This window comes from Aquirufa sp. ROCK2-A2, from assembly GCF_054558485.1.
In genome coordinates this window covers 20,909-45,163 of the sequence record NZ_JBPXKA010000007.1, presented here as the reverse complement: position 1 = coordinate 45,163, position 24,255 = coordinate 20,909, and the positions used below count along the sequence as shown (strand labels likewise).

Below are 24,255 nucleotides of genomic sequence, written 5' to 3'. Positions count from 1 at the left end.
TTAGAAATATTTTTCATTCATCAGTTTTACTTTATTTTTGATAGTTAGTTTTAAATGTTCTGGTTCTAGGACAGTAATATCTGCGCCAAATCCTAAAAGGATATTTATGAGCTCATTATTTATTTGAAGTTCTAATTGAATCGTCACTCCCATATCATTTTTTTCTTTAACTTTTTGTGAACCATGAATTGGTTTACTTTCAATGTAAGCCCATCGATTATTATCAATTTGTAGTAGGATTTTTTCGGTAGGAATCTCACCTCTTATGGTCACACCGATTACATCATCGAAATATTCTAAAAAGTCGATTTCACTTGGAATGAATTGGATAGGACTTTCTTCAAAATTTAAAATTCTATCTAAAGCTAAATTTGAAATTTCATTTCTTTCATTATTCAAACCGAATAGAAACCACCTACTGTTGTATTGTTTGAGATGATAGGGGTGAATGATCATTTCAACAGGTTCGGATTGCTTATAGCCTTGATATTTTACTTTTATGACTGTTTTATATTGAATGGCAGAAAATAGTTTAGAGAAGTGTTCCAAACCTCTTAAATACGGGTTTTGCTCAAAGCTGACTATTGGCAGATCTTCGGTTTTCACTTTGTATGCCGTCTCCATTTTTATCTTGATATCCTCCATCCAAGCAAATTGCTCAATACCTTTAAATCGGTCCAAAATGGAAATAGTTTCCTTTAACTGATTTACTTCGTCCTCATTTAATGGTTTTTGGCTAATAGAAAAGCCTTTCGTTGTATATCTATAAAAGGCTCTTTTCCCATTTTTTGTTATTTCTAATGGAACAGACCAGCCTTGTTCGCTTTGCATGAATTTAATATCCTCATATACTTGTCGCTTCTTAACACCATCTTCAATACCTGAATATTCGTAAATAGCTTCATTGCACTTTTCAACAAGACCATTGATATCATAATTTCTCCCAAAGTTGGAGAAACAACGGTCTAAAGCTTGATATCGAATTGTTGCAAATTTATTTGTAGCCATTAACTAATAGAGGTTAATAAAACAACCATTGTGTAGGATTTGAACTTGTAATTTTAAGAAATAGTGAATAGTTGCAGTATCTACAAGTATAAAGGTTTTACTCATGTTAACTAGTGGTTCTATTTATTTTTAAAACATTCAAATCTTTTAACAAATTAAAAATACTTATAAATGTTTAATAGTTATTATTCGCTGGAATTATTTTAGTGACAAAAAGTTCATTTTCTTAATATTGATTTATTAAACGGTATAAATAGGATGTTTTGCAAAGGATCGATTTGTAGATATTTATTATAATGATTTGCAAAAGAGCGATTGGATTTTGAAGGATGTTTGCAAATTGTTTGCAAATAATTTGCGGCAGGGTGGGAGTAAACAAAAAATGCTTGACAATCTATTGATTATCAAGCATTTACAAGAGCCTCCTATCGGGATCGAACCAATGACCTACTGATTACAAGTCAGTTGCTCTACCAGCTGAGCTAAGGAGGCTTATTTGATGATGCAAAAGTAATCTAAATCGCTTTAAATGCCAAATGATGCATCAAAAAAAATCCATTTTTTTTATTCTTTTTTTAATTTGTCCAAATCTTCTTGCGCTTTCGCAATCTTTTTCTCTACCTCTAAACGCAGTTTTTCAGAGTTTTTCGACTTAGCAAAAAACTCTAAGTTATTGGTTAACACGGCAATATCATTTTCCAATGCTTGAATCTTCTTGCGCGCATCACCATTAGGTGCTTTGCGGTCTTCTGAATGATTTTTTTCTTCTGTCGACATCGATTTTAACTCAAAACCCCAAGCTGCTAATTGCTCTTTTGGTTGGGTTCTAGCTAAATCTATCAAGGCATTCCAAGTGTTGCGGAATTTCTCTTGCATGTTTCTTACCTCTTTTTTAGGCACAAATCCAATCGCATCCCAAGCCGCTTTCTTTTCACCCAAAGTAGCCAATAAGCTAGGGTCTTTCAACATGGCTTCTAATTCGACCAACAATTCTTGTTTAGCCACTAAATTAGCATCAAACTCTGCATCCTTAGATCCTTTGCCTTTTTCTCTCTTTAAATTGAAATAAGCATCACAAGCTGCCTTGAATTTCGCATAAATTTGATCTTTTTGCTTTTCTGGAACATGACCTATGTCTTTCCATTTTTTCTGCAAATCAATCACCATTTGTGTGATTTCCGGAGTTTCCGTTCCCGTTTCTACAATACCATTCACCTGATCCACCAATTGTTGCTTGGCAGCTAAATTTGCCTTGCGTTCTGCATCAATTTTGGTGAAAAATTCACTCTTATGTTTGAAAAACAATTTCAAATCAGACCAAAAAGCATTACTCACTTCTTTGCCACCTTCTCTCGGTAATCCTCCTTTTAATTTACCCCATTGCTCTTGCAAGGCTAAAACCGACTTGGAAGCTTGATTCCATTCTGAAATACTAGTGGAACTAAAGCCAGCATGGTGCTTCATTAAATCAGCTAATTCTTTTTTGATTTTTAAATTATCCTCAAATACAGCTTTTTGTGCTTCATTGATTTGTCGCTTTTGCTCAAATAAAACATCCAAAGATTTCTTCACCCGTTGCCATAACGCTTCGTTTTCATCTCTTTGTGCCGGACCGATGTGTTTGTATTCTTCAAATAACTCTTCAGCTTCTTTCAATAATTTTTGAAGAACGCCACCTTTTCCTAATTCAGCTGCTAATCCTTCTAATTTTTTGGCTATAATTTCTTTTGCCTGAAGATTTTTCTTTCTATCTAATTCCAATAACTCAAAAAAGATACTTCTATTGCTGTAAAAACGATCCACCAAGGCATGATAACTTTGCCATAACGTTTGATTTTGTGGTCCAGCAGCGTTTCCTAAGCTTTTCCATTCTTCTTGAATCTTTTTAAATGTTTTAAAACTTGCATTGACATGCGCAGGATCTGAATGGTCATCCGAATCAACTAAATTTCTTAATTCTACAATCAAGCGATTTTTGCCTTCCAAAGCTTTTTCTTTTTGCTTTTCTAATTGCTGAAAAAAGTTTTGTTTGGTTGAACGCAAATTCCCTAGAATCGTTTCAATTTGATGACCAATTTCATCGGACTTAAAGCTAAATCCCTCTTCAGAATCTTCATTGGATGCTTTAAATGACGCTAATGCTGCCGAACGCTCACTATTCTTGTGTGCATCATAGGCAGCTTTGCCTTCTTTGATGATTTCATCTACCTTTTTGAAAAAACCAGCTTGTTGATTTTCTTCGGATAATGTTTTGATTTTATCGAAAAAGCCTAACAATGCATCCTTGCTAGCACTAGCAAAATCCAAAGTTGGTAATTCAACTTGTTTTTCTTCCACAGGAAAGATTGTTTCTGCCACTGCAATGATGGGTTCCTCCGCTGGAATTTCAGTTGATTTTTCTACAGACGGTTCTTCAGTTACTTCTGCAGAAATTTCGTCTGAAGTTTCCTCAGCAGATTCTACAGATGTTATTTCAGAAGTTGCATCAGAAGGTTCTACAGAAGTTTCTTCTACTGAAGTTTCTTCGGATTTCTCATTTGTTTGTTCTACAGAAGTTTCCAATGGTTTTTCCATTTCTTGGCTAGTTTCTTCGGTCATCATACTCATCGTTGTTTGCGTTTTTACTAAATTAGTTTTTCAAAAATACGCTCCATCGATACAGCATACCCAATTTTTTCTTTTAGGTCTGCTATAGAAATGCGCTCTTGTTCCATTGTGTTTCGATAACGAACCGTTACCGTATCGTCTTCCATGGTTTGGTAATCAACCACGACACAAAATGGAGTTCCTATTAAATCATGACGAGTGTAACGTTTTCCAATAGCACCACTCTCGTCATACGTGGTGTTAAAGGCAAATTTTAATTTATTCGTTAATTCTTGTGCTTTTTCTGCCAATCCATCTTTTTTCACCAATGGCAATACGGCCACTTTGATAGGGGCAATGGCTGGATGGAAATTTAAATACGTTCTTTGTTTTTCTTGATCACCTTCACCAACTGTTTCTTCTGTATAGGCATTGCAAAGTATCGCTAAAAACAAACGATCAGCGCCAACGGATGTTTCAACTACATAAGGAATGTAACTTTCGTTGATTTCTGGATCAAAATATTGTTGTTTCTTTTTCGAAAGTTCTTGATGGGCTTTCAAATCAAAATCCGTTCTACTGTGAATGCCTTCCATTTCTTTGAAACCAAATGGGAATTCATATTCAATGTCCACAGCTGCGTTGGCATAATGCGCTAGCTTCTCATGGTCATGGAATTTTAATTTATTGGCAGGAAGTCCAATCGCTTGGTGAAACTTCATTCTTGTTTCTTTCCACTGCTTATACCAATCCATCTCCGTACCAGGCCGAACGAAAAATTGCATTTCCATTTGTTCAAATTCCCTCATTCTAAAGATGAAATTTCTAGCGACAATCTCATTTCTAAAGGCTTTTCCTATTTGAGCAATACCAAAAGGAACTTTCATTCTTCCTGTTTTTTGCACATTTAAGAAATTGACAAATATACCTTGTGCGGTCTCTGGACGTAAATAAATTAAACTAGCATCTTCTGAAACGGCCCCAACTTGCGTAGAGAACATCAAGTTAAATTGACGTACTTCGGTCCAATTGGCTGTATTAGAAACCGGACATTTGATGTTTTCATCAATAATGATTTGTCGAACGCCTTCTAAATCACTGTCATCCAAACATTTCGCCATTTTTTGTAACAAGGCTTTTCCTCTTGCTTCATCACCTTCTGCATCATATTGTGCAGCTTTTTCTTCCAAAAGAGTGTCAGCACGGTATCTTTTCTTCGAATCCTTGTTGTCTATCATCGGATCATTGAATGAATCTACGTGTCCAGAAGCCTTCCAAGTCAAGGGATGCATAAAAATGGATGCATCAATACCCACTACATTATCATTCAGCATGGTCATGGCTTTGTACCATACTGTTTTTAAATTATTTTTTAATTCAACACCGTTTTGACCGTAGTCATAAACAGCTTGTAATCCATCGTAAATTTCGGATGAGGGGAATACGAAACCGTATTCTTTGGCATGCGATATAATATCCTTAAGCGCGGAAGCAGTGTCTTGCTTTTTATTTTCCATTAACAATTTTCAAAATTAGAGCGCAATTTACCGAAAAGAATGAAAGTTTGAGGCTTAACATGTTAATTTTCTTAATTTTGCATCGCTATTTTTACATAATGACGAAAATTCTCTGCATTCGCTTTTCATCTTTAGGGGATATAATCCTGACAACACCTATTGTCAGAGCCCTAAAAACGAAATATCCTGAAGCAGAAATTCATGTTGTTACCAAAAAGAATTTTGTGTCGGTTTGGGAAAATAATCCAAATGTCCATCAAATACACTGTTATTCCGGAAGTCTATGGAATTTAGCAGCTGAACTTCGTAGGCAGAAATTTGACATCATTGTCGATTTGCATAAAAATATTCGTTCCACTTTATTGTGTCTATTAATAGGAAAGATCCCTTTTCAAATCAATAAATTCACCCAAGAGCGCAATGCTTTTGTGAAAACAAAAGTGAATCGTTTGCCCCAGAAACATTTAGTGGATCGGAATTTCGATGCTTTAGCCCCTTTGGATATTCACTCGGATGGGAAAGGTTTGGATTTTTTTATTCCAGAAAATCAGAAAGTCGACTTACAAGAATGGGGTATTCCTGAAAAATACATTGTTTTTGCCATAGGCGCTCAGCACATGACGAAGGTCTTGTCTTATCCCAAAATGATAGAATTGTGCGATCAAGTGGAAGGAAAATTGGTGTTGATAGGAGACCGTTGGGATGAAAATTTTGGTTTTCGTCTGTCGACACTATTCCCTGAAAAAGTGCTGAATTTGTGTGATCAAACGAGTTTAGCACAGTCGGCTTCCATCATTCAACAATCGCAATTTGCCATCGTACATGATTCATCTATGATGCACATTGCTGCCGCATTACAAAAGAAAATGTTTGTGATTTGGGGAGGTACACATGCCGGCTTTGGATTTTATCCTTACCAAGCGGAATTTACTTCCATTGAAAATAAAGAATTAACTTGTCGGCCATGCACGACGCAGGGGACTAATTTTTGTCCCTTGAATCATTTCAATTGCATGAATCAATTATCCTTAGAACCCATCATTCAAGCTTCCAAAGCCTTATGAAAAATGTTTCCTTTGCTTTAGTGCAATTATCTTGTTCAGAAAATGTTGAAGAAAACTGGACTAAAACGCTTCAAGCCATTCGTGAAGCGGCACAAAAAGGTGCGCAAGTGATTTGTTTACAAGAGCTTTTCAAATCGGTGTATTTTTGTTTTGAAGAAAAACAAGAATTTTTCCAATTGGCGGAAGAAATTCCGGGTAAATCCACGGATCTTTTAGGTGAATTAGCGAAGGAATTGGGAGTGGTGATTATTGCTTCTTTGTTTGAGAAAAGAGCAGCAGGATTGTACCATAATACAACAGCTGTGATTGACGCGGATGGAATGTATTTGGGAAAATATCGAAAAATGCACATTCCGGATGATCCTGGCTATTATGAAAAATATTATTTTACTCCAGGCGACTTAGGTTACCAAGTATTTGAAACAAAATTTGCCAAAATTGGGGTACTTATTTGCTGGGACCAATGGTATCCCGAAGCTGCGCGTTTAACAGCCTTACAAGGAGCAGAAGTATTGGTTTATCCAACAGCGATTGGTTGGGATATGGAGGAAAAAGATGGAGAAATTAATCGGGAACAATACCAGGCATGGCAAACCATTCAACGAAGCCATTCCGTTGCCAATGGAATTCCAGTCGTCTCGGTTAATCGGGTAGGAGTAGAAAATGGACAACAATTTTGGGGTGGAAGTTTTGTGAGTAATGCCTTCGGCCGTGTTATTTACCAAGCGCCGCATCACAAAGAAGAAATCACCGTAATTGAAGTGAATGTCGATTCTGCTGAATACTATCGCCGTACTTGGCCATTCTTCAGAGATCGAAGAATTGATTCATATGGAGATATTACAAAGCGATTTATTGATTAAGGAGGAGAGAAAATAGAAGAGTTACCTATTACCTATTACCTATTACCTTTTACCTTTTACCTATTACCTATTACCTTTTACCTATTACCTATTACCTATTACCTATTACCTATTACCTATTACCTCTTTCTCTATTCAATCAGATCCCCCAAAAACATCAAATAGGGCTGTAAAAAGCTTTTGGAATCGATGTCTTGAAAGCGGTGATAATTACCAGAAAGTAAATTTTCCAAGGTTTTTTTAAGTCTTTTCCAACGCGCTTTGGGTAAAAATCCTCTTCTGGAATAATAGAGTATTTTTGTTTCAAGGGGCTCAAATTTGACTTGTGGATTGAATTGATGAGCCACTCTTTGCAATTCTTCTAGAATGACTAATTTTTCAATATAGGGTTTTGTTTTTTCAAAATGCGGTCGATTGATTCTGTCCAAAAGACTAGGTGCTTTGGCGAGATTGCCTTTAACTCCTACTTGTTGTTGAGAATGCAATCGATAATGCACATAGGCAGCGGGAAGGAAGTCGATGCTTTGACCCAAAGCTCCTAAAAACGCAATGTAGGCATCGTGCAAGATGGTCGAAGGAATATTGCTTGGAAATGGTAATATTCGATCCAAAAATGTTTTCCGAACCCCCATGGTACAACCTGTCACTCGATTTCCATCCAATAATATCTCCAAGGCTTTCCCTTCTTTCCATTGTTTTTGTTGTTCTTCTCTGAAACGAAAGGTTTGCCACAAACGTGTTTCGGATTTTCGCCCAAATTCATCAACTAAAATAGCATCTGAAAAAACGACATTTGTTTCCGGATTCATTTTGAAATGCTCTGAAATACGTTCTAATTTTTGAGGATCCCAATAATCATCTTGATCGGCTGGAAAAACGATATCCCCTGTACAAAGGGAAAATGCTTTTTCGAAATTCCGGAAAGTACCTAATCGTTCTGGATTAACATGTATTTTAAGAGGTAATTTATTTTTGAATTGTTCCAAAATATCCAATGTCTGATCCGTGGAGCCTTCATCGCACACGATGATTTCGTCAGCTGCTAAAGTTTGATCAACCAAGCTGGCGAGTTGCGTTCTCAAAAATTTTTCACCATTTCGGGTGCAAAGGGCAATGGAAATTTTCACTTATCAGGTAATTAATGTGCCTCTAACCAATTGGAACCAACTCCAATTCCTGTTTCTATTTTTACTCCTAAATCCAAAGCATGACACATAATGTGATCAATTTTCTCACGAAGGTAATTAATTTCGTCCACATGCGCATCGAAGACCAATTCATCATGGACGGTCAATATCATTTTGGATTTCAAATTTTCTTTCACTAAAAAATCTTGTACTTGAATCATCGCCATTTTGATCATATCTGCCGCAGACCCTTGTATAGGCGCATTGATGGCATTTCTTTCGGCAAAACCTCGTTCATTCATGTTGCTCGATAGAATATCTTTTAAATATCTTCGTCTGCCTAAAATAGTTTCGACAAATCCATCTTCTCTGGCTTTCGCAATGCTATCATCCATGTAAGATTTAACTTTGGGGAATTCTACGAAATATTGATCAATGATTTCTTTGGCTTCTGTTCTTGATATGCCAATTTGCCCGGCTAATCCAAAGGCGGAAACCCCATAAATGATTCCAAAATTGACTGTTTTCGCTTTTCGACGCATATCTGAACTTACATCTTCTAGAGCCACTTTAAATACCTTCGCTGCTGTGGCTTTGTGTACATCAAGTCCTAAATTGAAGGCTTCACACATGGATTCATCTTTTGAAAATGCCGCCATGATTCTCAATTCAATTTGCGAATAATCCGCAGAAAGAATTTGGTATTGCTCATTTCGAGGAATAAAAGCTTTTCGGATTTCTCTTCCTCTTTCAGTTCGAATTGGGATGTTTTGTAAGTTTGGATCTTTGGAAGATAATCTTCCCGTAGCAGTTACTGCCTGCATGAATGATGTGTGAATTCGTCCTGTTTTTCCACAAATTAATTGCGGTAAGGCATCCACATAAGTCGATTTCAATTTCTGTAATTCACGAAAATCCAAAATCATGGAAGCAATTTTATGTTCGGCTTCCAATTTGGATAAGACCTCTTCTCCCGTCATATATTGACCTGTTTTGGTCTTTTTGGCTTTGGGATCTAATTTCAATTTTTCAAATAAAATTTCACCTAATTGCTTGGGAGAAGCAATATTGAATTCTTGACCGGCCAATTCAAAAATATTCCTTTGAACAATTTGGGAATCTGTTTCCAAATTTTTGGAAAGTTCCTTTAAGAACGGAATATCTAAATTAACTCCTTCTCGTTCAATGCTGGATAAAATCCTGGAAAGAGGCATTTCCACCTCTTTTAGCAAATGTATAGTTTTAGGATTCGTAGCTAATTGTTTATCCAAATGTGGTTTAATTTGCAAGGTAATATCGGCATCTTCCGCCGCGTATTCTTTGATAAGAGGCAATTCAACTTCCCTCATATTTCCTTGTTTGGCACCTTTTTTACCAATTAAGTTTTCTATCGACATGGGTTCATAGCCCAAGTAGGATAGACTCATGGCGTCCATGTTATGTCGTTTTTCAGGCTCAATCAAATAATGCGCCAACATGGTATCATAGATTTCACCTTTGATTTCAATACCATAATTGGCCAAGACGCTCATGTCATATTTGATGTTTTGTGCGACTTTTTGAATCGACTCGTTTTCAAACAATTCTTTGAATAAATCGACTTGTTGTTGTGATTCGGCTTGATCCGCTGGAAAAGGTACATAAAAGGCTTCACCACTCCGGTAGGAAAAGGACATACCGACTAATTCTGCCTCCACGGCTTGTAAACTAGTCGTTTCGGTATCAAAGCAAAAACTAGTTTGTCGAGCTAAAAAGCCAATCAATGATTTGATCGCATTCTCACCTTGAATCAAATGGTATTGATGAGCTGTATTTTGTAGATTCTTTAAATTGCTTTTGAATTCTTCTTCCGCTATTTCTTCCTCAGAAGTCTCACTTTCAGCTGCTCCCGGATTGGCAAACATATCCATCTGGTTGATGTCTTTTTTGGGACTTACTTTGGGTTTGCTAGGTTCAGGAATTGTAGGTTCTCCCAAAATTCTTTTGCGTAAGGTTCGGAATTCTAATTCTTCTAATAATGGCTCTAATAAGGTTTTATTGGGTGGAGTAGCCAATAATTTTTCTTCTTCATATTCAATGGGAACCTCAATCATGATTCTTGCCAAATGTTTGGAAAGAATTCCTTGCTCTCTGAAATTGATTAAATTTTCTTGAAGTTTACCTTTCAGCTGATCGGTATTTTCCAATAGGTTTTCCAAAGAACCAAATTGTTCGAGTAGTTTTTGGGCCGTTTTTTCACCAACACCGGGAATTCCTGGGATATTATCAACCGCATCACCCATTAAACCCAACATATCTATCACCTGATCGACATGTTCGATGTTCCAACGTTGGCAAACCTCTTTTGGACCTAAAATTTCTACGCCCTTGCCCATAAAGGCAGGTTTGTACATTTTGATGCGTTCTTCAACCAATTGACCATAATCTTTATCGGGAGTCATCATATAGACTTCTATTTCTGGATTCGCTCTAACGGCCTTTTTAGCAATGGTTCCTATAATATCATCCGCCTCATAGCCATCTAAAATAAGCAAAGGAATATCCATGGCTTCTACCAAACGTTTAACGTAAGGGATAGCAATGGTAATATCTTCTGGTTGTTCTTGTCGCTGTGCTTTGTAGGGAGTGTATTCAATGTGACGAAAAGTAGGAGCATGTGTATCAAATGCAACTCCTAAATAATCAGGCTTTTCTTTTTGGATAACTTCCAAAATCGTATTCGCAAAACCGAAAACGGCACTGGTATTGATTCCTTTTGATGAAATTCGAGGTGTTTTGGCAAATGCAAAATGTGCGCGATAAATCAATGCCATCGCATCAAAAAGGAATAATTTTTTCATATATTTAGACTTATTTTGAAAGGGTAGGAACCCAATTTCAAAGATAATGAATAAATAGATTAATTATGAATTTAGCTGCCCTTCGTGAGAATTATCAAAAAGGAGAATTACTGGAATCGCAAGTAAATCCCAATCCGATGGAGCAATTTCGGATTTGGTTTCAAGAGGCTGTCAATGCCAAAATAGCGGAACCTAATGCCATGTTTTTAAGTACTTTAGGTCAAAATGCTCGAATATCTGGACGAATTGTTCTGTTGAAAAGTGCTACTCACGGTTTCACCTTTTTTACCAACTATTTTTCTAAAAAGGGGGCTGATTTAAATCATCATCCTCAAGCTTCTTTGACATTTTTTTGGGGCGAACTAGAAAGACAGATACGCATTGAGGGCCATGTGCAAAAATTAGAATCGTCTCTTTCAGAAGAATATTTCCAACAAAGACCACGTGAATCTCAATTAGGCGCTTGGGTTTCTGAACAAAGCAGTAAAATTGATTCAAGGGAAATCCTAGAAAAACGTTTTCAGGAATTGAAAGAGCAATATGAAGGAAAAATTATCCCTAAACCAGCGCATTGGGGTGGTTATGAATTGATTCCAGATTATTTGGAATTTTGGCAAGGTCGCCCATCTAGATTACATGATCGAGTGGTCTATGAACTCGTGAATGGGATTTGGGAAATTGGAAGGTTGGCCCCTTGATTACCTATTACCTATTACCTATTACCTATTACCTATTACCTATTACCTTTTACCTATCTTACCTATATCAAGTTCTTCACCTCCATGGTTTTTTGTGTCTGAAAACCTTCACCGTATTTTTTGCCAATTTTATGACCCATTTCCATGGCACGCGCTTCAATGAAATTAAGGAAGTCTGGAGAGGAAATATAGGAATTAGGTTCGGACGAATTGGGGTCAAAAAATTGACTTTTAAATGCGCGAATAGCTTTTTCTTTCAATGCCCAATGTGAAGTGATATCAATCACAAAATCGGGTTCTAGGTATCTGTCTTGAATATAGTGGAATAAATGAGTTGGCCTCCAAGCCGTTTGTTCTAATCCCGTTTGGGTATCTGTTGTTTTAATTTGTCGTAAACCAGATAAAAAACATGCATCAATCGCTAATTTTGCTCCTTTTCCATGATCTGGATGACGGTCTTCTAAGGCATTGGCTAATACAATTTCAGGTTGATAGCGTCTAATGACCTGAATTAATTGGAGTTGCGTTGCTTCATCATTTTGAAAAAATCCATCGCGAATACCTAAATTTTTTCTAACATGAATGCCCAAAATCTGAGTCGAATCTTCTGATTCAGCTAAACGTATTTCTGGTGTCCCTCTCGTACCTAATTCACCACGAGTAAAATCGACTATCCCGACTTTTTTGCCTCGTTGGATGTATTCTGCAATGGTACCTGAGCAAGAAAGTTCCGCATCATCTGGATGGGCGGCCATCACCAATATATCTAGTTTCATCTTTCAACGAATTAATGTATACGTAATCTTTTTCCTGCTCGAATGGTAGAAGTCAATCTCAATCCATTTAATCTAGCTAATTTACTTGCCGAAATTCCAGCTCTTTGGGCAATAGAACCTAATGTATCTCCGGAACGTACTTTGGTCCAAGCTTTTCTTCTAGAACGTATTTTGTCACCAGCACTACCATATTCATTTTTCAAGGAAAGTAAACGACGGTCAAATGTTCTTGCCGATATGAGAATATGGTCAGAAACGGGTTCTGCTTTTCCAAAATCATAGACATTGACAGGATTAAACGGATTCCCCTCGTACCTTGTTTCGAAGTGCAAGTGGGATCCGGTACTTCTTCCTGTATTTCCACCTAAACCAATTTCATCTCCTGCTTTGACAAATTGTCCAGGTTCAAAATTTCGCTTGGATAAGTGTCCATAAAGGGTTTCCAAACCATTGTAATGTCGGACGACCACATAATTTCCATACCCACCATAGTTAAAGCCCGATATTCGCACAATTCCATCAAAAGCCGATAAAACGGGGTAGCCTGTTTCCAAATCTAAATCGACACCGGCGTGTAATCTACCCCATCTTGGACCAAATGGACTTGTTTGTTTGATAGTTGATAAAGGATTTGACCAGTTTCTGCCGGATGGGATATTGTATAATTCAATATCAACGGGCTCATCCAAATCTTTGGCATCTATATCATATGGGTCGATATTTTTGGTATCCCAAATGGAATAATACGAAGCGACTGTCACAAAATCTTCACTTCCTTCGGGTGCATTTTCTTCCTCAATTTCAACTACAAATGACTCGCCTTCGTCTACCGAGGTGGTATCAAAATTACTGATACTTGGGTTTTGAAATTTGATGGGTTCGTACTTTCTTTCCTCTATTTCAGAACCAGCTACTTTACCACTTGACTCAGTGTCTACTCTAAACTGTAGAGGAGGTAATTCGTCTAAATCGTCTTTATTACTGGTTTTGGTAGAATTGGGTTTTATTTCAATTTTGGTATTTTTTTTGAACAAAGATTTCTCTTGTCCTTGAGAGACAAAAGAGATCAACAAAACCAATAATGAACTAAGAACAAAAGATAATTTCATACATATGTATTAATGTAAACCTTTAGCTGCCAACCATCTTTCAGCATCTAAGGCCGCCATACAACCACTGCCAGCGGCAGTTACTGCTTGACGATAAATGGAATCTTGAACATCTCCGCATGCAAAAACGCCTTCGATATTTGTTCTTGAACTTCCTTTTTCGGTAATCAAATATTCTTGGCCATCCATCTCTAATTGTCCTTTGAAAATACCCGTATTAGGTTGATGTCCAATGGCCACAAAAAATCCGTTTAAGGCTATTTCCTCTGTAGTTCCTGTTTGATTATTTTTCAATCGAATGCCCGTTACTCCATTGGCATCTCCTAAAATCTCTTCTGTTTCAGAATTCCAGTGAATTTCAATTTTAGGATTTTTCTTAACTCTTTCTTGCATGATTAATGAGGCTCTCATTTCATCTCTTCTCACAATCATATGAACCTTTTCGCACAAATTAGCTAAATAACTTGCTTCTTCAGCGGCTGTATCTCCTGCACCAACCACCGCTACAGTCTGATTGCGATAAAAGAAGCCATCACAAACGGCACATGCTGAAACACCTAATCCATTGAAAGTCGTTTCTCCTTCTAATCCCAACCATTTTGCCGACGCTCCAGTCGCAATAATAACAGCATCTGCTTCCAGTTCAGTGGTTTCATCAATCCAAACTTTTTTAGGATTTGAATGAAAATCGACCTTTGTTGCTAAACCAAAACGAACATCTGTACCGAATCTTTTGGCTTGATTTTCCAAATCTTGCATCATGGCCGGACCATCTACTCCATGTGGGTATCCTGGGAAATTATCCACTTCAGTTGTCGTGGTTAATTGTCCTCCCGGTTGTCCACCTTGGTACATAATGGGGTGTAAACCTGCTCTAGATGCATAAATTGCGGCTGTATATCCCGCAGGACCAGAACCTATAATCAAACATTTAATTTTTTCTGCCATAATATTGCTAACAAATAATTCCCTTTAATAGTTCACGAGCCAGCAAAATTCGGGAAATAAGCTTACAATCACAAACAATGATTTTTAAGTCTTAATTATTACATTTGTTTAATAACTCTAGACAAAACGCATGAATAAAAAGAATATTACATCTAACTTAACTTTTTGGGTTCTTTTATCCATTTTATTGGGTGTTATAATAGGACATTTTTATCCCGACATCGCTTTATATCCTGTTTTCGAGAAGAAATGGACCTATTCTTTTTTGGGAGCAGATTTGAGTGTAGGACCTTCTCTGAGTGAAGTTTTAAGTGGATTTTTTATCAGTTTAGTCAAATTATTTATCCATCCCATCATTTTCTTAACCATCAGCTTAGGAATCGTCAACATGGGGAATTTGAAAAAAGTTGGCCGAGTAGGTGGAAAAGCTTTGTTGTATTTCGAAATTGTCACCACACTTGCTTTAATCATTGGATTAGCTGTATCTCATTTATTGACACCAGGTCTAGGAGTAATTACCGATGGAATTTCCAATGGTGATATTAGTAAATACACTCAAAAAGCCGCTTCATTTTCTTGGTTATCTTTTTTTAAGGAAAATTTCACCATTCAGATTTTATTCTTTTCCATCTTTTTTGGAATATTTTTAAATCAAGTACGAGGAAAGGCGAGAATGATTGCTGGTATGCAGCAAGCCTCTCATTGGGTTTTCAAAGGTTTACACGCTATCATGATTTTAGCTCCTCTGGGTGCTTTGGGAGGAATGGCTTATACCATTGGTAAATTTGGCATTCATTCTTTATTGCCTTTGGCTAAATTAATGACTTCTGTTTATCTGACCATGGCTATATTTATCTTCCTTATTTTAGGTTTGATCATGAGAAGTTGCGGAGAAAAAATCGGGTCATTTTTGGGTTATATCAAAGCTGAACTTTTAATCGTTTTAGGAACTTCCTCTTCTGAAGCAGCTTTACCATCTTTGATGCATAAATTAGAAAAAATGGGTTGCTCTAAATCGGTAGTAGGTTTAGTGGTTCCTGCAGGATACTCGTTTAATTTAGATGGGACCAGTATTTATCTTTCCATGGCTACCTTGTTTTTAGCCCAAGTTTATGGGATTCAATTGAGCTGGGAGCAATTATTAACCATTATTGGCGTTTTAATGATTACATCAAAAGGTGCAGCAGGCGTAACAGGTAGTGGTTTTGTGGTATTAGCCTCCACACTTACTGCCCTTCAAGTCATTCCCATGGAGGGTTTAGCTTTGTTATTAGGTGTAGATCGTTTTATGTCGGAGGCTAGAGCCATTACTAATTTTATTGGAAATGGTGTGGCGACCATTTGGATTGCCAAACATGAGGGAGAATTTACTCCACCGCTTGAATAGTGAATTTCATCAATAAATTACATATATGTCAATTTCGCCTATCTTAAAACAAGATGCTTTGGAATACCACTCTGCTGGTAAACCGGGCAAAATAGAAGTAAAACCCACTAAATCAACCGCTACACAAAGAGATTTATCCTTAGCCTATTCTCCAGGAGTGGCTGAACCTTGTCTGGAAATCGCATCTTCCATCGAAAAAGTATATGATTACACCGCTAAAGGGAATTTGGTGGGAGTGATTTCCAATGGAACTGCCGTTTTGGGCTTGGGTAATATTGGTCCAGAGGCTAGTAAACCGGTCATGGAAGGTAAAGGAGTTTTATTCAAAATTTTTGCAGACATCGATGTTTTTGATTTAGAATTAGCTTGTACAAATCCAGATGATTTTGTGGAAACCGTTGTTCGTTTAGAACCAACCTTTGGTGGAATCAATTTAGAGGATATCAAATCTCCCGAATGTTTTGAAATTGAGGAAAAGCTCAAAAAGCGTTTATCCATTCCGATTATGCATGATGATCAACATGGTACCGCCATTATATCATCTGCTGCTTTGATTAACGCATTGGAAATAGTGAACAAAGATATTTCACAAGTAAAATTTGTCGTGTCTGGAGCAGGAGCTGCTGCAATATCCTGCATAAAACTCTATCTGAAACTGGGAGCCAAAATTGAAAATTTCTTCATTTTTGATAAAGATGGATTAGTATCCCAATCTAGAAATGATTTGAATCCTTATTTGAGTCCTTTAGCTTGTGAAATTACCAAGGAACCTACACTTGCCGAAGCCATGATTGGCGCTGATGTGTTTTTAGGTTTGTCTGTAGGCCATATTTTGAAAAAAGAAATGGTAGCGACCATGGCTCCCAATCCCATCGTTTTCGCCATGGCCAATCCAATTCCTGAAATAGGATACGAAGAGGCCAAATCGGTAAGAGATGATTTGATCATGGCCACTGGTCGTTCCGATTATCCGAATCAAGTCAATAATGTACTAGGATTTCCTTTTATTTTCCGTGGTGCTTTGGATGTGCGGGCCTCCTCCATCAATGATGAAATGAAATTGGCTGCTGCCAAAGCACTCGCTGCTTTGGCCAAAAAACCTGTACCCGACATCGTTAATTTAGCCTATAACGAAAAAAGTATGAGTTTTGGTCCAGAGTATATCATCCCAAAACCTGTGGATCCTCGTTTGATTACTTCCATTTCCATGGCAGTCGCCAAAGCAGCCATGGAGTCTGGAGTTGCCACCAAACCAATTATGAATTGGGATGATTATGAAAACCAATTGTCGAAACGATTGGGACTAGATAATCAAGTGATGAAATTCATTTTGAATCGGGCGAAATCGAATCCCAAACGAATCATATTTGCAGAAGCAGAAAACCTACAAGTTTTAAAGGCTGTTCGGGAAGTATTGGATGAAGGAATTGCTTTGCCTATTTTGTTGGGTAACCAAAAGGCTATTGAAACGATTAGTTTAGAACATCACATTGATTTATCAGGTGCTCAAATTATCGATATAAAGGAAAACGAAAACAAACCTTTGTTGAAAGAGTTTGCCGATCTGTTTTATGAAAAAAGAAAACGCAGAGGATATACTCAGTGGGAAGCGGACAAGCAAGTAAAGAAAAGCAATTATTTTGCTGCCATGATGTTGGAAACAGGACGTGCTGATGGGGTGATTTCGGGATTAACCAAAAATTACCCAGAAGCGATCCGCCCGGCTTTGCAAATAATTGGTAAGAAGAAAGGGGTTAATAAAGTAGCTGGTATGTATTTGCTGTTAAGCAAAAAAGGGCCTTTGTTTTTCTCAGACACCACCATCAATTTCCAGCCGAATGTGAATGATTTGGTTGAAATCACAGAATTGACAGCCGAAGCCATCGAGCGATTCAATATTACACCTCGTATTGCCATGTTGAGTTATTCCAATTTTGGGTCAGCGGATGGGGAAGATGCCATCAAAATGAGGGAAGCTTCTCAGATTCTACAGGAAAAACATCCTCAGTGGATTATAGAAGGAGAGATGCAAGCACATTTGGCTTTTGATAAAGAATTACGTCAACAGAATTATCCTTTCGCCAAACTAGGAAATGAAAATGCCAACACCTTGATTTTTCCGAATCTTTCGGCAGCTAATATTGCTTATAATTTGTTGAAAGAAGCAGCTGAAATCGAATATGTGGGGCCCATTCTATTAGGTTTGAAAAAGCCAGTGCATGTTCTTCAGTTAGGTGCTTCTGTCCGAGAAATTGTCAATATGGTTGCTATTGCGGTAGTGGAAGCCCAGGCTATTACTTAGCGGAGGGCTTCATCCAAGCATTTCGCAATTTTACCTGTGATTCGTTGGGACTTACCAATTCACTGATGACATTGATTTGATTTTCTTGAATAAGTTTAAAAGGGGCTTTGAGCGTAAAATTATCAAAGCCTTTTTCTTTGTTGGGTCTAGCTATTTGTAATTCAATGATATCTCCCACCTTAACTTGGGCAAAAAAATTACCCACACTCATCGAGAAATTTTCCATATCCAATGGATAAGAGTTAATGGATATCAATTCATCTTTGGCTAATAATCCCATCGTTTGACCAAATTCATCAATACTTGAGCCAGAATTGATCACCAATCGGTGTGTCGATGCATTGACGTTTAATCCTTGAAAATCAAAACCCATCGAACGTTTGGTATTTTTCATTTCTTTGGCTTTGAGTTCATATCCTATCCAATGGAGCCATTCATTCAAAGGAAGAGGTTTATTTCCTTGGATATAGGAATTGAAAAACGTTCTAATTTCTGATTTTCCAGTAAGCTTTTCGATTTGTTCAAATAATTCATCGTCTTTGAACGATTTATTTTTACCATAAATTTTGGCTAAATCTTCCAACATATTTTGTGTCCCATATTGCCCATTGCTCCATTTTCTTAACGATAAATCCAATCCAAATCCCAATAAAGCACCTTTTTGATACACATTGCTATACTCTGATTTATATTTATCCAAGACATTTTTACTCATTTCCGTAAATGGTATCGAATTATCAAATTGGACATTCATCGTTTCCCATTTTTCTTTGATCGTATTTAAAAATCGTTTAAGATCTTGATTTTCTTTTAATTGGGCATGATGCGCGGCATATTCCGTTAATCCTTCATAAAGCCATAAATGTTGAGACATCTTGGGTTGATTGAAATTGAAATTACCAATTTCCTCTGAATGAATATTTAAGGGTGTCAATACATGGAAAAACTCATGTGCACTCACATCCGAAATGGTTTGTCCAAGGGTCTGAATATTACCCTCTGGCAAATAATAAAAAGACGATTGTGCATGTTCCAAAGCGCCGTAGCTACCATTTTTCAAATGATCCGATAGGATAATTAAATAGGCGTATTTATCGACGGGTAATGTTCCACCCAAGTAGTTTTTTTGTAATTCCAACAAGGGTCTAATCTTTTGTGCCACTTGCTCGGCAGTCAATAAATTGTTAGGCGTATACACCGAAATCAAAATATCCGCGTTGGCTATTTTAAATTGAACCGTGTCAGGTTTTGAGTACATCAATGGGGAATCCACTAATTCTTGATAAGAAGCAATTTGGAATTGATCTTTTTTGCTTTTTTGTGATGCGACATTTTTCAAAGAAGTTGCACCATAAAAGCCATTGGGTTTTTGAATTTCTAATTTGATTTTTGTCTTTTCAAATCCTTCAAAATAACCAAAAAGGCAATGCGTATTCAAAGCAAATAATTTATTTTCTTCAAAAGAGCTACCCGCAGGCTCGAAAATATATTCACCTTCTATTTCAGGACTATCCCATGAATCGTCTACCAAATAACTTATTTTGTAAAGGGTATTTGCTGATTTTATAGTGTAACCATTCAAACCATTTTTTTTAACCGACAATTCCTTTCCATTTTTATCAAAGGCTTTGAATTCACTCACATATCTTCCAAAATCATAGTTGGCATACGTTCCTGGAACAATTTTGGGCAAATAATAAGTCACATTGGACGTCTTAAATTTGGGTGCCAAAACCTCAATAGATAATTGGTCGTTTTGAACGTTTGTTAAATCTACGGAATAAACCACTTCATTTTGTGCCCAAAGCGGAAGAGAAAGGATCGAGAATAAAAGTGTAAGGTTCTTCAACATTAGTTTTTATAATTTAAGGCTTCTTGGGGATTAATTTTTTTGATAAAAAGGGTTGGTAGGGAAATGATGATTGCCACCAATAAACAGGTAATTACATTGACATACAACCATGTTTCCCATGACCAATAAATAGGTACGGAAGACATGTAATAACTTTCTGGATCCAATGGAATGATTTGATATTGATCTTGAATAAAGCAAAAGGCAGCTGCAATAATATTTGCAAGAATGAGTCCTCTAATAAGTATGAAAAAGCCATTCCACCAAAATATGCGTTGAATTTGTTTATGATCACAACCAAGAGCCTTTAAAAGTCCAACCATGGGTATTCTTTCCATGATCAAAACCCAAAGCGTTGCGATTAAGTTAAAGGATGCTACAATCAGCAATAAACTGATGAAAATGACAATATTTCGATCCAACATCATCATCCAATCAAACATGGCAGGATAAATTTCATAAATCGTATCCAATTTCCATTCCAAAGGCATATTTTTTTCAATAGGTGTGGTAACTGCATTAAAATCTACTTCATCCTTGTAAAAAAGTTCATAAGTTCCCAAGGAATCTTTTGTCCAACCATTCATTTTTTGAACCCAATCTCGATCAGCTAAAACGTACATTTTATCCAATTCCTCTAGACCTGTTTCATAAATACCTGTAATCTTTACTTTTCTCGGCCTTTCAGGATTACTTAAAAAATAGACAATCAATTTGTCGTTTAACTTTGCTTTCAGTTGTTTTGATAAAGCCTTGCTGATAATAATGGTTTGATTCTCTGTTAGATTGGCTTTTCCTTCGATTAAATTTTTGTTCAATTGTTGAGGAGGCATATCATTGCCGATACCTTTTACAATTACACCACTCAATCCAATTTCTCCAACCAAAATACCTGGATTTTGAACGTGAGCTTGTAAATGATCTACATTCGGATTTTGACGAATTTGATTTTCCCAATTTAGATTTCGAACAATGGGGCTCTCCGACAAGGAATGATTCGCACTAATTTTACTGATGCGTACATTGCCAGAAAAATTAACTAATTTTTGAATGATGGATTCTTTGAAGCCAAATAGAATGGAAAATGAGATTAATATAATTGCCGCCCCAATGGCAACAGTACCAATGCCGACCAACGTAACGGTCTTTGAGAAAGAAGTATCCTGAGTATTTCGAATCCTGCGTGCGACAAAAAGAGGAAAATTCATTCTTAAACAAGGTTAAATTTTTAGATAATTTATTCGATATTTGAACATTCTTGTTTGTTCATCCCAAATTCAAATGAAACTATTCTGCAAAATTAGCTTTTTATTGTTCTCTTTTTTGATTTTTGAAACAAATGCCTTTTCAAATAAGCCAAAAGTTATTCTTCCGGGTTCTTACCAAATGAATTTGTATTTGCCCAAGTTGGCAGGCAAAAACATTGCCTTGGTAGTGAATCATACTTCGGTAATTAATGGTGTACATTTAGCTGATACACTTTTAAGTAGGGGAGTTCAGATTAAAAAATATTTTGCTCCTGAACATGGATTTAGAGGTAATGCCGATGCGGGTGCACATATCAATAATGAGGTGGATCAAAAAACAGGACTACCGATCATCTCTTTGTATGGGAAACATAAAAAACCAACGGCGGAGGATTTAGCTGGAATTGATTTGGTGATTTTTGACATTCAAGATGTTGGGACTCGTTTTTATACCTATATTTCTACGCTTCAATATGTTTTAGAAGCCTGTGCAGAGAATAATGTCCCCTTGATGATTTTGGACAGAGGAAATCCCAATGGCAAATTTATTGATGGTCCTGTGTTAGATAGAAAATTCATATCTTTTGTGGGTATTAATCCGATTCCTCTATTGCATGGCTGTACCATAGGTGAACTAGCCAATATGTTTAACGGAGAAAAATGGTTAAATAATGGAGTGAATTGCCAGCTTACAGTTATTCCTGTGAAAAATTATCGTCATTCAGATCCCGTTCATATTTCCATTGCACCTTCTCCTAATTTACCTAATGACCAAGCAATTGCTTTATATCCTTCTTTATGTTTGTTTGAAGGAACTAATGTCAGTGTGGGAAGAGGGACAGATAAACAATTTCAAGTGGTTGGGACTAATATGTCAGGTTTGGGTGATTTTCAATTTACGCCTGTACCTAAGCCAGGTGCTATGGATCCACCATTGAAAAATCAAGTATGTTATGGTTTTGATTTAAGTACAATCGATGTCCGAAATGTGGGACTTAGTTTGCAATATTTATTTTATTTTTTTGAGAAATCCGGTAAATCGGAATCCTTTTTTACATCGGCTTCTTTTTTTGATAAGTTAGCCGGGACAGATCAATTGAGGATTCAAATGCTAACAGGCAAAACGGAACAAGAAATTAGGGATTCTTGGAAAGATGATTTGGCAAAGTATAAAAAAATGAGAAAACAGTATCTCATCTATCCCAATTGAAAATTAATTGAAATCTTTTCAAAAATTTTCCGACCTTTGCTGTTTATTTTCAAGCAATTCTAGGTAATGACGGAAAAAATTATAATTCTTGACTTTGGTTCTCAGGTAACTCAATTAATCGCAAGACGTGTACGCGAACTCAAAGTATATTGTGAAATTCACCCCTACAATAATATTCCATCTATGGATGATTCTGTAAAAGGAATCATTTTATCGGGTAGCCCATGTTCTGTTCGTGAAGAAGATTCACCTCGTATCGATTTAGCCAAATTAGGAGATAGACCCATTTTAGGTATTTGCTATGGCGCTCAATTATTGGCTCACATAGGAGGAGGCAGCGTTCAAGCATCTCAACATAGAGAATATGGCCGTGCACATTTAACCAGTGTAAAAGACCATATTTTATGGAATGGTGTTTCTGCGAATAGTCAAGTGTGGATGTCGCATGGTGATACCATCATCGAATTACCTTCGGAATATGAAGTGATAGGTTCAACAGAATCTGTTCAAGTAGCTGCATTTTCACATAAAACGAAATCCATTTTTGGTATACAATTTCATCCAGAAGTAACGCATAGTACCGATGGAGGTATCATTCTAGGAAATTTTGTGGTGAAGGTTTGTGCTTGTGCTCAAACATGGACATCTGATTCCTTTGTTGAATCAACCGTCGCACAATTAAAAGAAAAGCTTGGAAATGATAAAGTGGTTTTAGGTTTGTCGGGTGGTGTAGACAGTTCAGTTGCGGCTGTATTGTTACATCATGCTATTGGCAAGAATTTATATTGCATATTTGTCGACAATGGACTTCTTCGCAAAAATGAATTTGAAGAGGTTTTAGAATCTTATAAATCTTTGGGGTTAAATGTCAAAGGAGTTAATTCGAAAGATCGTTTTTATGGTGCTTTAGCTGGATTAAGTGATCCTGAACAAAAGAGAAAAGCAATCGGAAAAACCTTTATTGATGTATTCGATCATGAATCACATTTAATTGAAGGAGTGGCTTGGTTGGGTCAAGGAACCATTTATCCCGATGTAATCGAGTCGGTTTCGGTTAAAGGACCTTCAGCCACCATAAAATCGCATCATAATGTTGGTGGATTACCTGATTTCATGAAGTTGAAAGTGGTTGAGCCATTGAATACATTGTTTAAAGATGAAGTTCGTTTGGTTGGTAAGACTTTAGGGATACCTCAAGAAATCTTAGGTCGTCATCCTTTTCCAGGTCCTGGATTAGCTATTCGTATTTTGGGAGATATTACTCCTGAGAAAGTGGATATATTACAAAAAGTGGATGCCATATTTATTAATGGATTAAAGTCAGACGGTCTTTATGATCAAGTTTGGCAAGCAGGCGCTATTTTGTTGCCAATTCACTCGGTAGGAGTGATGGGAGATGAAAGAACTTATGAGCAAGTTGTTGCTTTACGTGCTGTTACTAGTTTGGATGGCATGACAGCCGATTGGTGTCATTTACCTTATGAATTCTTGGGTAAAATTTCCAATGAAATCATTAATAAAGTAAAAGGTGTAAATCGCGTGGTATATGATATTTCTTCTAAGCCACCAGCAACGATAGAGTGGGAATAGACATTTTTTTAGGTAATAGGTAATAGGTAAAAGGTAATAGGTAATAGGTAATAGGTAATAGGTAAAAGAAAAGAGAAAAGAGAAAAAAGAAAAAACAAGATATTACCTATTACCTAAATACCTAAATACCT

The 24,255-nt window shown here is 36.7% G+C and carries 17 protein-coding genes and 1 tRNA gene; 7 read left to right on the top strand and 11 right to left on the bottom strand.

The window, feature by feature from the left end; genetic code table 11:
- The 4 genes from V7S76_RS09710 to V7S76_RS09695 all read right to left on the bottom strand — a co-directional run bounded on the left by V7S76_RS09710 (position 1) and on the right by V7S76_RS09695 (position 5,111).
- On the bottom strand, positions 1-1,008 hold the full coding sequence (locus V7S76_RS09710) for a helix-turn-helix transcriptional regulator (protein ID WP_459509904.1): 1,008 nt from the start codon (positions 1,006-1,008) through the stop codon (positions 1-3).
- A 419-nt stretch (positions 1,009-1,427) separates the two neighbouring features.
- Positions 1,428-1,500, bottom strand: a tRNA-Thr gene (locus V7S76_RS09705).
- Between the two features lie 72 nt (positions 1,501-1,572).
- A complete protein-coding gene (locus tag V7S76_RS09700; RefSeq protein ID WP_459509903.1) occupies positions 1,573-3,609 on the bottom strand; it encodes a DUF349 domain-containing protein in 2,037 nt (678 codons plus the stop codon).
- Between the two features lie 23 nt (positions 3,610-3,632).
- Positions 3,633-5,111, bottom strand: coding sequence for a glycine--tRNA ligase (locus V7S76_RS09695; protein ID WP_459509902.1), 1,479 nt, complete (start codon positions 5,109-5,111; stop codon positions 3,633-3,635).
- 98 nt (positions 5,112-5,209) lie between these two features.
- On the opposite strand from V7S76_RS09695, the gene V7S76_RS09690 reads away from it, so the two are divergent.
- The gene (locus tag V7S76_RS09690) at positions 5,210-6,175 is read left to right on the top strand and encodes a glycosyltransferase family 9 protein (protein WP_459509901.1); all 966 of its coding nucleotides are present in this window, start codon (positions 5,210-5,212) and stop codon (positions 6,173-6,175) included.
- Positions 6,172-7,038, top strand: coding sequence for a carbon-nitrogen hydrolase (locus tag V7S76_RS09685; RefSeq protein WP_459509900.1), 867 nt, complete (start codon positions 6,172-6,174; stop codon positions 7,036-7,038). Before V7S76_RS09690 ends, V7S76_RS09685 begins: the two co-directional genes overlap by 4 nt.
- Before the next feature lie 131 nt (positions 7,039-7,169).
- Here the strand turns inward: V7S76_RS09685 and V7S76_RS09680 are convergent, their stop codons facing one another.
- Together V7S76_RS09680 and polA are read right to left on the bottom strand one after the other, a co-directional pair.
- The gene (locus tag V7S76_RS09680) at positions 7,170-8,165 is read right to left on the bottom strand and encodes a glycosyltransferase family 2 protein (RefSeq protein ID WP_459509899.1); all 996 of its coding nucleotides are present in this window, start codon (positions 8,163-8,165) and stop codon (positions 7,170-7,172) included.
- A gap of 11 nt (positions 8,166-8,176) precedes the next feature.
- The gene (polA, locus tag V7S76_RS09675) at positions 8,177-11,005 is read right to left on the bottom strand and encodes a DNA polymerase I (protein WP_459509898.1); all 2,829 of its coding nucleotides are present in this window, start codon (positions 11,003-11,005) and stop codon (positions 8,177-8,179) included.
- A 65-nt stretch (positions 11,006-11,070) separates the two neighbouring features.
- On the opposite strand from polA, the gene pdxH reads away from it, so the two are divergent.
- Complete coding sequence (gene pdxH / locus V7S76_RS09670; RefSeq protein ID WP_459509897.1) at positions 11,071-11,703, top strand: pyridoxamine 5'-phosphate oxidase; 633 nt, start codon at positions 11,071-11,073, stop codon at positions 11,701-11,703.
- Between the two features lie 62 nt (positions 11,704-11,765).
- Here pdxH and bshB1 read toward each other — a convergent pair whose 3' ends face one another.
- From bshB1 to trxB, 3 genes are read right to left on the bottom strand one after another with little or no spacing between them, the layout of a single operon-like run.
- The gene (bshB1, locus tag V7S76_RS09665) at positions 11,766-12,479 is read right to left on the bottom strand and encodes a bacillithiol biosynthesis deacetylase BshB1 (protein WP_459509896.1); all 714 of its coding nucleotides are present in this window, start codon (positions 12,477-12,479) and stop codon (positions 11,766-11,768) included.
- Positions 12,480-12,490: 11 nt separating this feature from the next.
- Positions 12,491-13,588: a peptidoglycan DD-metalloendopeptidase family protein gene (locus tag V7S76_RS09660; RefSeq protein WP_459509895.1), complete on the bottom strand. Its 1,098-nt coding sequence runs from the start codon at positions 13,586-13,588 to the stop codon at positions 12,491-12,493.
- A gap of 9 nt (positions 13,589-13,597) precedes the next feature.
- Positions 13,598-14,536, bottom strand: a complete 939-nt coding sequence (gene trxB, locus V7S76_RS09655; RefSeq protein ID WP_459509894.1) for a thioredoxin-disulfide reductase — start codon at positions 14,534-14,536, stop codon at positions 13,598-13,600.
- A gap of 130 nt (positions 14,537-14,666) precedes the next feature.
- Between trxB and V7S76_RS09650 the strand changes: the two genes are divergently transcribed.
- Entirely contained in the window at positions 14,667-15,923 is a 1,257-nt protein-coding gene (locus V7S76_RS09650) for a cation:dicarboxylate symporter family transporter (protein WP_459509893.1), read from the top strand.
- 25 nt (positions 15,924-15,948) lie between these two features.
- A complete protein-coding gene (locus tag V7S76_RS09645) occupies positions 15,949-18,225 on the top strand; it encodes an NADP-dependent malic enzyme (protein ID WP_459509892.1) in 2,277 nt (758 codons plus the stop codon).
- Here the strand turns inward: V7S76_RS09645 and V7S76_RS09640 are convergent.
- Positions 18,218-20,077 carry a M61 family metallopeptidase gene (locus V7S76_RS09640; protein ID WP_459509891.1) on the bottom strand — a complete coding sequence of 620 codons (1,860 nt, stop codon included), beginning with the start codon at positions 20,075-20,077 and terminating at the stop codon, positions 18,218-18,220. The genes V7S76_RS09645 and V7S76_RS09640 overlap by 8 nt on opposite strands.
- Positions 20,077-21,285, bottom strand: a complete 1,209-nt coding sequence (locus V7S76_RS09635) for an ABC transporter permease (protein WP_459509890.1) — start codon at positions 21,283-21,285, stop codon at positions 20,077-20,079. Before V7S76_RS09635 ends, V7S76_RS09640 begins: the two co-directional genes overlap by 1 nt.
- A gap of 73 nt (positions 21,286-21,358) precedes the next feature.
- Between V7S76_RS09635 and V7S76_RS09630 the strand changes: the two genes are divergently transcribed.
- Together V7S76_RS09630 and guaA are read left to right on the top strand one after the other, a co-directional pair.
- A complete protein-coding gene (locus V7S76_RS09630; RefSeq protein WP_459509889.1) occupies positions 21,359-22,534 on the top strand; it encodes an exo-beta-N-acetylmuramidase NamZ family protein in 1,176 nt (391 codons plus the stop codon).
- A 66-nt stretch (positions 22,535-22,600) separates the two neighbouring features.
- On the top strand, positions 22,601-24,124 hold the full coding sequence (gene guaA / locus V7S76_RS09625; RefSeq protein ID WP_459509888.1) for a glutamine-hydrolyzing GMP synthase: 1,524 nt from the start codon (positions 22,601-22,603) through the stop codon (positions 24,122-24,124).
- Positions 24,125-24,255 lie beyond the last annotated feature (131 nt).